Source organism: Actinomadura bangladeshensis (genome assembly GCF_004348335.1).
Taxonomy (GTDB): domain Bacteria; phylum Actinomycetota; class Actinomycetes; order Streptosporangiales; family Streptosporangiaceae; genus Spirillospora; species Spirillospora bangladeshensis.
In genome coordinates this window covers 18,992-32,254 of sequence record NZ_SMJW01000080.1, presented here as the reverse complement: position 1 = coordinate 32,254, position 13,263 = coordinate 18,992, and the positions used below count along the sequence as shown (strand labels likewise).

Here is a 13,263-nt window from a genome sequence, read left to right as displayed (position 1 = left end):
AGACAGGGCTTGAACTGGTCAATGCCCTGGCCGTTGAGCATCGGGGGCGGTGGGGGGCGCATCGGAGCCGGTCGATGCTGGGATCTGTGCCGGTCGCTGGGAAGGTCGTCTACTTCGCGCTGCCTGTGGCCATGGCCTGGAACCCGCCTCGGCGGGACTGCCATGAGGCTGCTCGGGAACTACGGCGGTTGCTCGGAGCACGGGGGATCGGGCCGCTGCATCTGAGCGAGGGGTGGCGGATGGCCGTTCTGTCGGTGCGGGCGGAGATCACCGTGTGGGTGCGGGACGAGACGTTCTTCGTCACCTTGCCCGAGGCCGGTGCCGTCTGCCGTCCGGTCTGCGGCGTTGTCGAGGTGGCGGAGGGGATTGTCCGGTGCAACGAGGATCTCAATGCCCGGGTGCGGCCGCTGTGAGGCGAGGCCCCGGGCGAACGTGCCCGGGGCCTCTTTGTCACTCTTCGGTTGGTTCGTCTTCCTCGGGCGCCGGGCCTATCGGGCCGCTGATGGCGACGATGGGCTTGTCGAGTCTTTCGCCGGAGCCGTCTCGGCGGCCCATCGTGAGGTTCAGCATGGCCGGCTTGCCGTTGGCGGCCGCTGCGCGGAGCGGGGTCGGGGCCGCCCACGCCTGCAGCAGGACGTCCTCCCCCTTCAGGAAGCGGTGCGCTCGGACGCCGCCCGTCGCGCGGCCCTTGGACGGGAAGTCCGCGAAGTCGGCCAGCTTGATCGCGCCCGTCTGCGTGCCGGGCAGTGCCGAGGACGAGCCCGAGACCGTGATCACGCGGGCCTCGCGGTTCGGGTCCAACGCGCCGAACCACATGACGCTCGCCCCCGCGCCCAGCTTGATGCCCGCCATGCCGCCGGCCGCCCGGCCTTGAGGACGGACCAGGGACGCGGCGAAGTGCAGGAGTTGGGCGTCGGTCGTGATGAAGACGAGGTGCTGGTCTTCGGAGAGCAACTGGACGGCGCCCACCACGCGGTCGCCCTCCTTCAGGCCGATCACCTCGAACTCGTCGCGGTTCGCCGGGAAGTCGGGGACGACCCGCTTGACCACGCCGTGGGCGGTGCCGACGGCCAGGCCGCCGCCTTCCTCGCCCACGGCGGCAATGCCTACGACCGTTTCGTCCGGTTCCAGGTCGACGTACTCCGCCACCGGGGCTCCGCCTGCCAGGGAGGGAGGCGTCGCCGAGGGCGGCAGTGTCGGCAGGTCCAGGACGTCTATGCGGATCATCCGGCCGTGGGATGTCACCGCTCCCACCTGGCCGCGCGCCGTCGCGGGGACGACCGACGTCAGGACGTCGTGCTGCGCGCGGGGGCCGCTGTCGGGAAGGGGCGACGCGTCGTGGGTGCGGGCCATCAGGCCGGTCGACGAGAGCAGCACCGTGCACGGGTCGTCCGGCACCTCGAGCGGGACGGCCGTGGCCGCCGTCTGCCCCGAGGATTCGAGGAGGATCGTCCGCCGGGGCGTGTTGAACTCCTTGGCGACGTCGCCGAGCTCCTTGGAGACCACGCCGCGGAGCTTGCGCTCCGACTCCAGGATCGCGGTCAGGCGGGCGATCTCCTTGGCGAGCTGCTCCTTCTCCTTCTCCAGTTCGAGCCGGTCGTACCGGGTCAGGCGGCGCAGCGGCGTGTCCAGGATGTACTGCGCCTGGATCTCCGACAGCTCGAAGATCTGCATGAGGCGCTGCTTGGCCTGCGCGGCGTCGTCGCTCTGCCGGATGACCTGGATGACCTCGTCGATGTTCAGCAGCGCCACGAGCAGGCCGTCCACCAGGTGGAGGCGGTCCTCGCGCTTCTTGCGGCGGAACATCGAGCGCCGGCGGACGACCTCGATGCGGTGGTCGACGTAGACCTGCAGCATGTCGCGCAGGCCGAGCGTGCGGGGCTGGCCGTCGACCAGCGCGACGTTGTTGATGCCGAACGTCTCCTCCATCGGCGTGAGCCGGTAGAGGTCGGCGAGGACGGCCTCCGGGTTGAACCCGTTCTTGATCTCGATGACCAGGCGGAGGCCGACCATGCGGTCGGTGAGGTCCTTCAGGTCCGAGATGCCCTGGATCTTCTTGTTGTTGACCAGTTCCTTGATCTTGGCCTTGACGCGCTCGGGCCCGACGGAATACGGGAGTTCGCTGACGACGATGCCCTTGCGGCGAGGCGTGACGTTCTCGATGGAGACCGTGGCGCGGGTGCGGAAGGTTCCCCGGCCGCGCTCGTAGGCGTCCCGGATGCCGTCCAGGCCGACGATCTTGCCGCCGGTGGGCAGGTCGGGGCCGGGCACGAAGCGCATCAGGTCGTCGAGGGTGGCCTCGGGGTTGTCGATCAGGTGCCGGGCCGCCGAGATGACCTCGCCGAGGTTGTGCGGCGCCATGTTCGTGGCCATTCCGACCGCGATGCCGGACGCGCCGTTGACCAGCAGGTTCGGGAACGCGGCCGGCAGGACCTCCGGTTCGCGCTCCTGCCCGTCGTAGTTGGGGCGGAAGTCGACCGTGTCCTCGTCGATCGACTCGACCATCAGCATCGCTTCGCGCGACATCCGGGCCTCGGTGTACCGCATGGCGGCGGGCATGTCGTCGCCGCCGAGCGAACCGAAGTTGCCGTGCCCGTCCACGAGCGGCATCCGCATCGCCCACGGCTGCGCCATCCGCACCATCGCGTCGTAGATGGCGCTGTCGCCGTGCGGGTGCAGCTTGCCCATGACCTCGCCGACGACGCGGGCGCATTTGACGTGGCCGCGGTCGGGGCGGAGCCCCATCTCGTTCATCGAGTACAGGATCCGGCGCTGGACGGGCTTCATGCCGTCCCGTGCGTCGGGGAGCGCCCGCTGGTAGATGACCGAGTAGGCGTACTCGAGAAAACTGCCGCGCATCTCGTCGGAGACATCGACGTCGACGATGTTCTCTTCGAAGTCCGGCGGAGGTGGAGGGGCTTGGGATCCGCGTCGTGCCATGCCCCACATTGTGGCCGGTCCCGGGGACATCTTTCGCCCGCCCCACCGAGTGCGCCGTCCAACTCGGGGGATTGGTGCCGTTCCGTCACCTTCCCGTACCTGGCAGATTGAGGGTGGACGGTTTCCATATCCCCAGGTGGAGGTTCTCTTGAGCGGGCTGGCCGACTTCCAGAACTCGATCTATCTGCAGGGGCTCGGCGACGTCGTCCCGTCGCTGCCGACGGACCTCACGAAGCTGGAGGGCCTCGCGGAGCGCGCCCTGTCGGCGCAGGCGTTCGGATACGTGGCGGGATCGGCGGGCAGCGAGGCGACCGCGCGGGCCAACCGGGAGGCGTTCGACCGGTGGCGGATCGTGCCGCGCATGCTGCGGGACGTCGCCGACCGGGACCTGTCGGTGGAGGTGCTGGGCACCGCGATGCCGTCTCCGCTGCTGATCGCGCCCATCGGCGTCCAGTCGATCTTCCATCCGGACGGTGAGCTGGCCGTGGCGCGGGCGGCGGCGGCCGAAGGAGTGCCGATCGTGCTGAGCACGGCGTCCTCGTTCACGATCGAGGACGTGGCCGAGGCCAATGGGGAGGGCCCGCGCTGGTACCAGCTGTACTGGCCCAAGGACCGGGAACTCGCGGTGAGTTTCCTGGAGCGGGCCAAGGCCGCCGGCTACACGGCACTCGTCGTCACCCTCGACACGTTCACGTTGGCATGGCGCCCACGCGATCTGAATCAGGCGTACCTGCCGTTCTTGCGCGGGATCGGTGTCGCGAACTATTTCAGCGATCCGGTCTTCCAGAAGGCCGTCGGCGGTGAGATCACCGATGCCAACAAGGACACCGCGATCCTGCACTGGGTCGCCAACTTCGGAAACCCCAGCCTCACCTGGGACGACCTCATCTTCCTCCGCGACCACTGGGACGGGCCCATCGCGCTCAAGGGCATCCAGCATCCCGATGACGCACGCCAGGCCGTGGACGCCGGCATGGACGCGGTCATCGTGTCCAACCACGGCGGACGCCAGGTGGACGGGGCCATCGCCTCACTGGACGCACTGCCCGGCGTCGTCGAGGCCGTCCACGACCAGGCGACCGTGCTGTTCGACAGCGGGATCCGGACGGGCGCGGACATCGCCAAGGCTCTCGCACTCGGCGCCAAGGCCGTCCTGGTCGCGCGTCCGTACGCCTACGGGCTGGCGCTCGCCGGTCAGGCGGGAGTCCAGCACGTCCTGCGCTGCCTCCAGGCCGAACTGGAATTGACCATGGTTCTCTCTGGAATCAAGACTCTGGAGGGGCTGACACCCGACATCCTGGTGCGCGGGTAGACGGCCCCGTCCGTTCACCTGGCGGCGGCTCCGGGTAGGGGAACGGGCATGCGCTGGCCCGATCACGCCATCTGGTGGCACGTCTACCCGCTCGGTTTCGTCGGCGCCGAAAGCGAGGCCCCACCCGGAGGCACGTCCGCGGCGCACCGGCTCGCAAGGCTGACCGGCTGGCTCGATCACCTTGTCGGGCTCGGCTGCAACGGGCTCGCGCTCGGCCCCGTGTTCGCGTCCGAGACCCACGGCTACGACACCGTCGACCACTACCGCGTCGACCCGAGGCTCGGCGACGAGGACGACCTCAGACGGCTCATCGACGAGGCGTCCCAGAAGGGGATCAGGATTCTCCTCGACGGGGTCTTCAACCATGTGGGACGCGGCTTCCAACCCTTCGCCGACGTCACGGCCAACGGCGACGACTCCCCGTACCGCAACTGGTTCCACCCGGACCTGCGCACCTTCGAAGGGCACGACCGGCTCGTCACGCTGAACCACGCCGAACCCGAGGTCGCCGCCTACGTCACCGACGTCATGACCCACTGGCTGGAGCGCGGCGTGGACGGCTGGCGTCTCGACGCCGCGTACGCCGTCCCGCCACCGTTCTGGCGGACGGTCACAGACCGCGTCCGCGCACGCTTCCCGGACGCGTGGTTCGTCGGCGAGGTCATCCACGGCGACTACACACGCCTCGTCGAGCACACCGGATTCGACTCCGTCACCCAGTACGAGTTGTGGAAGGCCATCTGGAGCTCACTCAACGACCGCAACTTCTTCGAACTGGCCCACGCGCTGGACCGGCACAACACGATGCTCGACACGTTCGCCCCGCAGACCTTCCTGGGCAACCACGATGTGACCCGCATCGCCAGCCGCCTGGTCCGGAAGGAGCACCGGCAGCATGCATTGGTGATCCTGCTGACCATTGGTGGCGTCCCGTCCATTTACGCCGGTGACGAGTTCGGTTTCGAAGGCATCAAGGAAGAACGCGTAGGCGGGGACGACGCCATACGGCCGGCCTTCCCGGAACGTCCCGACGAGACCACCGGCTACGCCTCGCCCCACCACCGGCTGCATCAAGACCTGATCGGCCTAAGGCGGCGCCACCCGTGGCTGGTCCGCGCCCACACCACGGTCGCCACCTTGACCAACACGGCTTTCTCCTACACGGTGGGCCACGGCGCAGAGCGACTCGCGGTCGTCCTCAACCTGGACGACAAGCCGGCCACCACCGATCTGCCTGCCGCCGACTGGACGTGCGCAGCCGGTGAAGCGAGCTTCACCGCCGACGGCGCCACCATCCCGCCGACCGGATGGGCGATCGCCGAACCATGACATTTGTCATGGCCCACCCGTGGATTCCTCACAACCGCCTTCTGACGCCTGTGACTGCACGCCCGCGCACCCGGCGGCCAGCATGGATGCCATGAAGGCACCCGTGATCGAGGTACGCGACCTGGACTTGAACGAGGCCGTGCGGAACGTCTCGTTCACCGTGGCCGAGGGCGAGGTCTACGCACTGCTGGGCCGGTACGGCTCGGGCAAGACCACCCTCCTGGAAATGCTCGCCGGTCTACGCCGCCCCACGAGCGGAACCGTCCGGTTCCGGGGCGCGGACCCCTACAACGACCGTGACTCCGCGCGCGCTGGGGCCGTGTGGCGTGACGGTGGCCTGTTCCCAGGGCTGACCGTCACCGAGGTCATCGACACGTGGCGGCGCTGGACCCTCGACCCGATCACCCGCGAGGAGGCCCTGCGCCTGGCCCGCCTCACCCACGTCGCCGACGTCCCGTTCGAGCAGCTCACCCCCGGGCGGCGGCGCATGCTCGACCTCGCGCTCGCCCTGGTCGGGCGGTCGGACGTCCTGCTCCTCGACGAGCCCGCCGCCGGGCTCGACGCCGGCGACGCGCGCGAGGTGTGGTCCGCCCTGCTGATGCTGGCCGCCGACGGCGTCAGCGTCGTGATCACCACCCGCGACCCCGACGAGGCGTGCCGCGCCGACCGGGTCGGGATCCTGGACGAGGGCCGCCTGGTCACCGCGCGGGACGCCGTCCGGCTCCGCGCCGCCTGACCGGCCGCGCACCCCCGACCGCCACCGACCCGCCGCCATCGTGACGGCCGCATACGCTGGGCGCGTGCAGCCCGGCATCCCGCGTCCCACCGTCATCGCCGCGATCATCGTGGGGATGACGGTGCTGACGATGTCCGGGCTCCTGCTGCCGGCGCTCTGGTACGAGGTCGCCGAGCGGCGGGAGGCGGGCCACCTGCTCCTCGCCCTCACCGGCGTCGGCGCCGCGTTCGGCCTCTACGGCCGGCTGCTGTGGCAGAACCTGATGCGCCGCACCGCGCCCGTCCACCGGCTCGGGCTCGCCGCGATCGCGCTGATCTGCTGGGCGCTGCCGCCGCTGCTCGACACCGGCCCCGGCTGGGGCAACGCGCTGCTCGTCCCGGCCGGGCTGATCGCCGTCGTCCTGCCGGTGCGGGAGGCGGTCGCCGTGACGGCGGCGGCGGCCGTCGCGACCCCCGCCTACGGGCTGCTGCTCGGGCTTCCCGTCCTGGGCGTCCTGTACGAGATCGCGGGGGTTCCGCTCGCCGCGTTCTCCGGGTATCTCACGGTCTGGCTGTTCCACGTCGTCCAAGAGCTCCGGGAGGCGCGGGCCGAGCTGGCCCGGTCGGCCGTGGGGGAGGAGCGGCTCCGCTTCGCCCGGGACCTGCACGACGTCCTCGGCCACAGCCTCCAGGCGGTCGCGCTGCGCGCCGAGGTCGCCGAACGGTTCGTGGAGCGCGACGACGGGCGCGTCCGCAAGGAGCTGACCGAGATCCAGACGATGGCGCGGGACGCCGTCCGGGACGTGCGCGAGGTCGTCCGCGGCTACCGGACGACGTCCCTGCGCACCGAACTGGACGGGATGTCCGCCGTGCTGCGCGCCGCCGGGATCCGGTGCGAACGCCCCGAGGTGTCGCCGTCGCTGCCCGCGCACGTCCACGAGCCGCTCGGCTGGGTCGCCCGGGAGGCCGCCACGAACGTCCTGCGGCACTCCAGCGCCACCTGGTGCGAGATCACCGTCCGGGCCGGCCGCGACCGCGTCCGGATGGAGATCGTCAACGACGGCGCCCGGCGCCGCTCCGGCGCGGCCGGCAGCGGCCTGGCCGGGCTCGCCGAGCGGATCGGCGCGGCCGGCGGCGAGTTCAGCGCGGGCCCGGCCGGCGACGGGACGTTCCGGGTGACCGCCGCCGTCCCCGCGGCCGCCCCGGCGCGAGCGAAGGGTGAGGCATGATCCGCGTGCTGCTGGCCGACGACCACCTCCTGATCAGGGAGGCGCTCGTCCTGCTGCTGGAGACCGAGGACGGCATCGAGGTCGCCGCCGACGTCGGACGCGGGGACGAGGCCGTCGACCGCGCCCTCGCCCTCAAGCCCGACGTCGCCGTCCTCGACATCGACATGCCCGGCCTGGACGGGCTCGCCGCCGCCGAGCGCCTCGCCCGCGACCTGCCCGGCTGCCGGCTGGTGATCGTCACCGCGCACGGGCGCCCCGGCAACCTGCGCCGCGCCATGGCCGCCGGCGTCCGCGGCTTCCTCGGCAAGGACGCGCCCGGCCGGCGGCTCGCCGAGGTCATCCGGCAGGTCGCCGCCGGCGCCCGCTACATCGACCCGCAGCTCGCCGCCGACGCCCTCGCCGCCGAGGAGTGCCCGCTCACCCCCCGCGAACTGGACACCCTCCGCGCCGCCGCCGACGGCGCCCCCGTCTCCCGCATCGCCCGCGACCTCGGCCTGTCGGAGGGCACCGTCCGCAACTACCTGTCCGCCGCCGTCACCAAGCTCGGCGCCGCCAACCGCCACGCCGCCGCCCGCACCGCCCGCGACCTCGGCTGGTTCTAGCGGCGGGCGACGACCAGGGAGCCGCGTTTGGTGACCGGGAGCGGGGTGTGCAGGTGTGCGGCGGCCTCGGCGGCCTCCGGGCGGGGGACGTGCCGGGCGATCAGGTAGTCGCGGATCGCGGCGCGGTCGGGGAGCGTGATCAGCGGGGCGTCCCAGCGCTCCACCTCGACCTCGCCGAACACCTCGCAGACGCGGTCGGGGGCGTCCTCGGCGTCGAACGGGCCCGGTTCGGGACACCAGACGGGCGCCAGTTCGGGGCTGTCGTCCCGGCAGGTCGCCGAGGCCAGCAGGAGCCCGCCGGGCGCGAGGACGCGGCGGGCCTCGCGGAGCGCCCGTCCCGGGTCGCCGACGTGCTGGAGCATGTTCACGGCCACGGCGGCGTCGAACGTCCCGTCCCGGAACGGCAGGCGCAGCGCGTCCGCCCGCACCCGTGCGCCCGGGTGGGCGCGCAGCAGGGCCGCGGACGCGTCCAGGCCGACGAGCCGGAGGGGCGGCGGGTGCGGGAGGGCGGCGCTGAGGGCGCCCTCCCCCGAGCCGATGTCCAGGACGAGGGAGGCGCCCGCCCTCAGCAGTTTCGCGGCGATGTGGTCGTGCAGGCTCCGGGCACCGATCAGGTACTTCCTGACGACCCGGCCGGCGAGACGGAAAGGCTCGGGGTCGGAGTCATCACCGGGTTCGAGGGCCATGAAGTGAGTCTGCCCGGTGACGCGCAGGGAAAAGCGTTGTCAGGCGGTGGCGCCGCCGTCGATGACGAGGTCGTGACCCACCACGTGGCTTGACGCGTCAGAAGCGAGCCATAGGACGGTCGAGGCGACCTCGGACGTGTCCGCCACGCGTCCTGCCGGGATGGCCGTGCGCATGCGGGCGGCGCGACCGGCTTCGCTCTCGTTCGGCAGCAGCGACATGGGGGTGTCGCTCGCCCCGGGGCTGACGGCGTTGATGCGGACACCGTCGGCGATGTGGTCGAGCGCCGCCGTGCGCGTCAGGGTGCTGACCCCGGCCTTGGACGCCGCGTACGCCGCCATGCCCGGACGCCGCCCGTGCGCGCCGATGTTGGACGAGACGTTGACGATCGTCCCGCCGCCGTGGGCTCGCATATGGGCGATCTCGTGCTTCATCGACAGGAAGACCCCCGTCAGGTTCACCGCGAGGACGCCGCCCCAGGAATCGTGGTCGATGTCGGCGACCGGCCCGACCGGGCCGAGGATCCCGGCGTTGTTGACCGCGACGTGCAGGCGGCCGTGGCGTCCGGTCACCGTCTCGACCATGCGGGCGGCGGACGCGGGGTCGGCCACGTCGGCGACCACGTGATCGGCCGTGTCCGGGCCGATCTCCTTGACGGCGCCGGCGAGCGCGGTCGCGTCGCGTCCGGCGAGGACGACCGTGGCGCCGTCACGGGCGAAGGCGCGCGCGATGGCGCGGCCGATGCCGCCCGCGCCGCCGGTGATGAGGACGGTCGTGCCGCTGAAGGCCATGGTGGGCTCCAAATTCTAGATCGATCGGTCTTGAATAAGAGGGAAAAGAGGCCCGGCCGGTTGGCCGGGCGGGAAGGGGTCAGTCGAACAGGGCGAGCGCCTCGCGCGCCGCGTCCCGGAGGCGGCCCCCGTCGGCGGGGGCGCGGCCGAGGACCCGCATCCCCTGGAACAGGACGAGCAGCAGGCGCGCCAGGGATCGCGGGTCCTTGCCGGGCGGCAGTTCGCCCTGGGCGCGGGCGCGCGTCAGCGCCGCCGTCAGGGTCGCCTCCAGGTAGGCCCAGCTCGCCTCGACGAGCCGGGCGGCCTCGGCGTCGCGCGCGGCCAGCTCGACCGCGGTGTTGACCACCAGGCAGCCGCGCCGTGCCTGGTCGCCGGCCGATTCCTCGGCGTAGCGCTCGATCAGCGCGCGGACCGCCGGCAGGACGGGCCCCGGCTGCGACAGCTCCTCGGCGAACTTCGGATCGGTGTCGCCGAGGTAGCGTTCGAACGCCTTCAGGTACAGCTCGTGCTTGCCGCCGAACGTCGCGTAGATGCTGGCGCGGGCGATGCCGAGATGCTCCACGAGATCGGCCATGGAGGTCGCCTCGTAGCCGCGCTCCCAGAAAAGCTCCAGGGCGCGGCCCAGCGCGAGATCGGGGTCGAACTCCTTGGACCGTGCCATGGCGGCACGGTAACCCGTTCAAGAACGAACGGTCAAATATCGGCTCTGCGGGCGGGGACGGCCGGGCGGTCGAGGTCCATGGCGTCCAGCACCGAGCCGTCGGCGGCGAGCGCCTCCACGACCGGCCCCCGGCGGGCGCCCCACACCACGACGACGTGCCCGTGCTCGGGGACGTCCAGGATCCGGGTGCCGACCCGGATCCGCGCCACCTCCGCCGAGGCCCGCAGCCGCGCCTCGTTCACCCACTTGGCGCCCCACGGCAGCAGCCGGTTGGAGTTGCGGACGGTCCGGCCCGACCCGTACTTCAGCAGGTGCCGGCCCATCTCCCCGGACGAGCGGCGCGACAGCGGCTCGGCCGGCGCGAATCCGCCCGCGCCGCCCAGCTCCCGCCACTCCCCGTCGCGCTTGTGGAACGTCCAGCCCTCGACGAACGCCGACGCGTCGCCCCACTGATGCAGGAACGTGACAACGGCGACGTCGCCGTCCATGTCGAGTCCGAGCGGAAGGAAGTCCCGTCCCTGCTCGAAGGCGGCGGGAGCGGGAACGGGCAGGCCGTCCCTGAGGAGCCGCATGCACTCCTCGTGCACCTCGTGGTCGTTCATGTTCGGGACCTCTGGATCATGCAGGCAGGACAAAGGGCCCTCCCGCGAGAGGGCCCCCACGTGGCACTCACTCTAGAGGTCCGGCTCGTCTGGTTTCACCCATCTGACGTACTCCCTTTCATGCTTTGCCGAGCACCGTTCACCGGAACGTCGATCAAGGCGGCACGCTGGGTGAACGCCCCCCCGGCGCCCGGGGCCCCGCCGCGCCCTCCCGGCCGGGCCGGGCGGGCCGGTAAAGATCATTGTGACGCCCGGACGCGGCCGCGGGGTCTCGCCACGGCGGTGCCGCCGGGACCCGGCGCGATCGACGTCACACCTTGCGGAGTTGCCGCCAGGCGTGTGAAGCGGGTTAACTGCTGACATGTCCTCCGTACGCCCGTGCCGTGAGCACCGCCCGCCGATGTCGCGGGCCATGCGGCGTATGTGTTGCCGGCGAATGTGTGACCACTGAGGGCCCCTGCCTGAGTCTCGCGCCCCGAAGCGAGCCCGTCCGCCGCCCCCCTGAGTCGCCGATGTTCTTCGAACGCCACCTGCTGAGCCACGCCCCGTTCCCGCCTGGCCGCTCCTAGACGCCCTCCCCGAGCGCCCGCGCGCCGCGCACTGACATGCCGTGCCGTGGCGCCCGCGCTCGCGCGCGTCCGCGCGCCGTCCCGCCGACCGTCGCCGCTCGTCCGGCGCCCGTGCCCGCATGGATGTTTTCCTGTGATTCAGATCGAGAAACTGAGAAAGAGCTACCGCGACCGCGGCCGCGAGGTGATCGCCGTCGACGGGGTCGATCTGACCGTCGCCGAGGGCGAGGTCTTCGGCGTGCTCGGACGCAGCGGCGCCGGCAAGAGCACCCTGCTGCGCTGCGTCAACCTCCTCGAACGCCCGGACGCGGGCCGCATCGTGGTCGGCGGGCAGGACCTGCTCGCGCTGCGCGGCGCCGGACTGCGCCGCGCCCGCCAGGGCATCGGCATGATCCACCAGCACTTCGGCCTGCTCGGCAGCCGGACGGTCGCCGGGAACGTCGCGTTCCCGCTGGAGGTCATGGGCGTCCCGCGCGCGGAGCGGGCCCGGCGCGTCGCCGAGCTGCTGGACCTGGTCGGGCTCGGAGAGCACGCGAAGGCGTACCCGGCGCAGATCTCCGGCGGGCAGAAGCAGCGCGTCGGCATCGCCCGCGCCCTCGCCGGACGCCCCAAGGTGCTGCTGTCGGACGAGGCCACGTCCGCGCTCGACCCGGAGACGACCGCGTCGATCCTGGAGCTGCTGCGCGACCTCAACCGGCGGCTCGGACTCACCATCCTGCTGATCACCCACGAGATGGACGTGGTGAAGCGCATCTGCGACTCGGCCGCGGTCATGCGGGACGGCCGGATCACCGAGTCCGGGCCGGTGAACCGGCTGCTCGCGCGGCCGGGCTCGGAACTGGCGCGGGACCTGTTCCCGCTGCCGCCGGCCGAGCCCCGCGACGGGTGGACGCTCATCGAGGTCACCTTCACCGGCGGCTCCACCGATGAGCCCTTCGTGTCGGCGCTCGCCCGCAAGTACTCGCTCGACGTGAACATCCTCGGCGGCGCGGTGGAGACGGTCGGCGGCGAGCGCGTCGGACGCCTCCAGCTCGAACTGCCCGGCGACCCCGACACGAACGCCGCGCAGCTGGCCTTCCTCCGCGACTCCGGCCTGACCGTCGACGTCAGAACCCCCACCGGCACCAAGCCCGCCGACGCCGCGAGCCGGGAGGATGCGCGATGACCTGGGACGAAGTCGCCCCGCTGCTGTGGCCCGCCACCGTCGACACCCTCTACATGACGGGCGTCGCCACCCTGTTCACGGTCGTGCTCGGCCTGCCGCTCGGCGTGCTGCTGGTGGTCACCGAGCGCGGCGGGCTGCTGCCCGCGCAGCCGGTGAACCGGGCGCTCGGCGTGGTCGTCGACATCGGCCGGTCGCTGCCGTTCCTGATCCTGATGGTGGCGATCATCCCGTTCACCCGGATCGTCGTCGGCACCAGCATCGGCAACGCCGCCGCGATCGTCCCGCTGACGATCGGCGCGATCCCGTTCTACGCGCGGCTCGTCGAGATCGCGCTCCGCGAGGTCGACCCGGGCGTGGTCGCCGCGGCGGACGCGATGGGCGCGACCCGCCGGGAGATCGTCGGCAAGGTCATGCTGCGCGAGGCGCGGCCGGGCCTGGTGTCCGGCCTGACCGTCACCGTCATCGCGCTGATCGGCTACACGGCCATGGCCGGGACGGTCGGCGGCGGCGGGCTCGGCAACCTCGCCGTCGTCTACGGCTACGAGCGGTTCGAGACCAAGGTCATGGTCGCCACCGTCGCGCTGCTCGTCGTCCTCGTCCTGCTCATCCAGGCCGCGGGTGACCTCGTCGCCCGCCGCCTGAACCACCGCTAACCCACAGAAAGG

The 13,263-nt window shown here is 71.9% G+C and carries 13 protein-coding genes; 8 read left to right on the top strand and 5 right to left on the bottom strand.

What is annotated here, in order from left to right; translation table 11 throughout:
* Window positions 1-413: hypothetical protein (locus E1284_RS42510; protein ID WP_207923813.1), on the top strand; the 413-nt coding region annotated here is incomplete at its 5' end.
* Between the two features lie 37 nt (window positions 414-450).
* Here E1284_RS42510 and E1284_RS17615 read toward each other — a convergent pair.
* Window positions 451-2,940 carry a DNA gyrase/topoisomerase IV subunit A gene (locus tag E1284_RS17615; RefSeq protein WP_131940205.1) on the bottom strand — a complete coding sequence of 830 codons (2,490 nt, stop codon included), beginning with the start codon at window positions 2,938-2,940 and terminating at the stop codon, window positions 451-453.
* Between the two features lie 148 nt (window positions 2,941-3,088).
* Here E1284_RS17615 and E1284_RS17610 point away from each other — a divergent pair, with 148 nt between their 5' ends.
* The 5 genes from E1284_RS17610 (at window position 3,089) to E1284_RS17590 (ending at window position 8,126) form a co-directional block, all read left to right on the top strand.
* The gene (locus tag E1284_RS17610; protein WP_131940203.1) at window positions 3,089-4,252 is read left to right on the top strand and encodes a lactate 2-monooxygenase; all 1,164 of its coding nucleotides are present in this window, start codon (window positions 3,089-3,091) and stop codon (window positions 4,250-4,252) included.
* 48 nt (window positions 4,253-4,300) lie between these two features.
* Complete coding sequence (locus tag E1284_RS17605; protein WP_131940201.1) at window positions 4,301-5,581, top strand: alpha-amylase family glycosyl hydrolase; 1,281 nt, start codon at window positions 4,301-4,303, stop codon at window positions 5,579-5,581.
* Window positions 5,582-5,672: 91 nt separating this feature from the next.
* Entirely contained in the window at window positions 5,673-6,317 is a 645-nt protein-coding gene (locus E1284_RS17600; protein WP_131940199.1) for an ABC transporter ATP-binding protein, read from the top strand.
* A gap of 64 nt (window positions 6,318-6,381) precedes the next feature.
* Window positions 6,382-7,524, top strand: a complete 1,143-nt coding sequence (locus E1284_RS17595) for a sensor histidine kinase (RefSeq protein ID WP_131940197.1) — start codon at window positions 6,382-6,384, stop codon at window positions 7,522-7,524.
* Window positions 7,521-8,126 (top strand): response regulator transcription factor, encoded by a 606-nt coding sequence (locus E1284_RS17590; protein WP_131940195.1) that lies wholly within the window; start codon window positions 7,521-7,523, stop codon window positions 8,124-8,126. Before E1284_RS17595 ends, E1284_RS17590 begins: the two co-directional genes overlap by 4 nt.
* On the opposite strand, the gene E1284_RS42505 is transcribed toward E1284_RS17590, so the two are convergent.
* The 4 genes from E1284_RS42505 to E1284_RS17570 all read right to left on the bottom strand — a co-directional run bounded on the left by E1284_RS42505 (window position 8,123) and on the right by E1284_RS17570 (window position 10,864).
* Complete coding sequence (locus E1284_RS42505; protein ID WP_207923812.1) at window positions 8,123-8,812, bottom strand: class I SAM-dependent methyltransferase; 690 nt, start codon at window positions 8,810-8,812, stop codon at window positions 8,123-8,125. The genes E1284_RS17590 and E1284_RS42505 overlap by 4 nt on opposite strands.
* Before the next feature lie 39 nt (window positions 8,813-8,851).
* On the bottom strand, window positions 8,852-9,601 hold the full coding sequence (locus E1284_RS17580; protein ID WP_131940194.1) for an SDR family NAD(P)-dependent oxidoreductase: 750 nt from the start codon (window positions 9,599-9,601) through the stop codon (window positions 8,852-8,854).
* Between the two features lie 79 nt (window positions 9,602-9,680).
* The gene (locus E1284_RS17575) at window positions 9,681-10,262 is read right to left on the bottom strand and encodes a TetR/AcrR family transcriptional regulator (RefSeq protein WP_131940192.1); all 582 of its coding nucleotides are present in this window, start codon (window positions 10,260-10,262) and stop codon (window positions 9,681-9,683) included.
* 32 nt (window positions 10,263-10,294) lie between these two features.
* The gene (locus E1284_RS17570) at window positions 10,295-10,864 is read right to left on the bottom strand and encodes a hypothetical protein (RefSeq protein WP_243714549.1); all 570 of its coding nucleotides are present in this window, start codon (window positions 10,862-10,864) and stop codon (window positions 10,295-10,297) included.
* A gap of 702 nt (window positions 10,865-11,566) precedes the next feature.
* On the opposite strand from E1284_RS17570, the gene E1284_RS17565 reads away from it, so the two are divergent.
* Both E1284_RS17565 and E1284_RS17560 read left to right on the top strand, forming a co-directional pair.
* Window positions 11,567-12,598 carry a methionine ABC transporter ATP-binding protein gene (locus tag E1284_RS17565; protein WP_131940190.1) on the top strand — a complete coding sequence of 344 codons (1,032 nt, stop codon included), beginning with the start codon at window positions 11,567-11,569 and terminating at the stop codon, window positions 12,596-12,598.
* Entirely contained in the window at window positions 12,595-13,251 is a 657-nt protein-coding gene (locus E1284_RS17560) for a methionine ABC transporter permease (protein ID WP_131940188.1), read from the top strand. The genes E1284_RS17565 and E1284_RS17560 overlap by 4 nt, the downstream gene beginning before the upstream one ends.
* Window positions 13,252-13,263 lie beyond the last annotated feature (12 nt).

Excerpts from the sequence above, each read along its gene's own strand:
- E1284_RS17615 (WP_131940205.1), bottom strand. The coding sequence starts at position 2,940 with ATGGCACGACGCGGATCCCAAGCCCCTCCACCTCCGCCGGACTTCGAA.
- E1284_RS42505 (WP_207923812.1), bottom strand. The coding sequence starts at position 8,812 with ATGGCCCTCGAACCCGGTGATGACTCCGACCCCGAGCCTTTCCGTCTC.
- E1284_RS17570 (WP_243714549.1), bottom strand. The coding sequence starts at position 10,864 with ATGAACGACCACGAGGTGCACGAGGAGTGCATGCGGCTCCTCAGGGAC.
- E1284_RS17575 (WP_131940192.1), bottom strand. The coding sequence starts at position 10,262 with ATGGCACGGTCCAAGGAGTTCGACCCCGATCTCGCGCTGGGCCGCGCC.
- E1284_RS17580 (WP_131940194.1), bottom strand. The coding sequence starts at position 9,601 with ATGGCCTTCAGCGGCACGACCGTCCTCATCACCGGCGGCGCGGGCGGC.
- E1284_RS17600 (WP_131940199.1), top strand. The coding sequence starts at position 5,673 with ATGAAGGCACCCGTGATCGAGGTACGCGACCTGGACTTGAACGAGGCC.
- E1284_RS17605 (WP_131940201.1), top strand. The coding sequence starts at position 4,301 with ATGCGCTGGCCCGATCACGCCATCTGGTGGCACGTCTACCCGCTCGGT.
- E1284_RS17560 (WP_131940188.1), top strand. The coding sequence starts at position 12,595 with ATGACCTGGGACGAAGTCGCCCCGCTGCTGTGGCCCGCCACCGTCGAC.
- E1284_RS17590 (WP_131940195.1), top strand. The coding sequence starts at position 7,521 with ATGATCCGCGTGCTGCTGGCCGACGACCACCTCCTGATCAGGGAGGCG.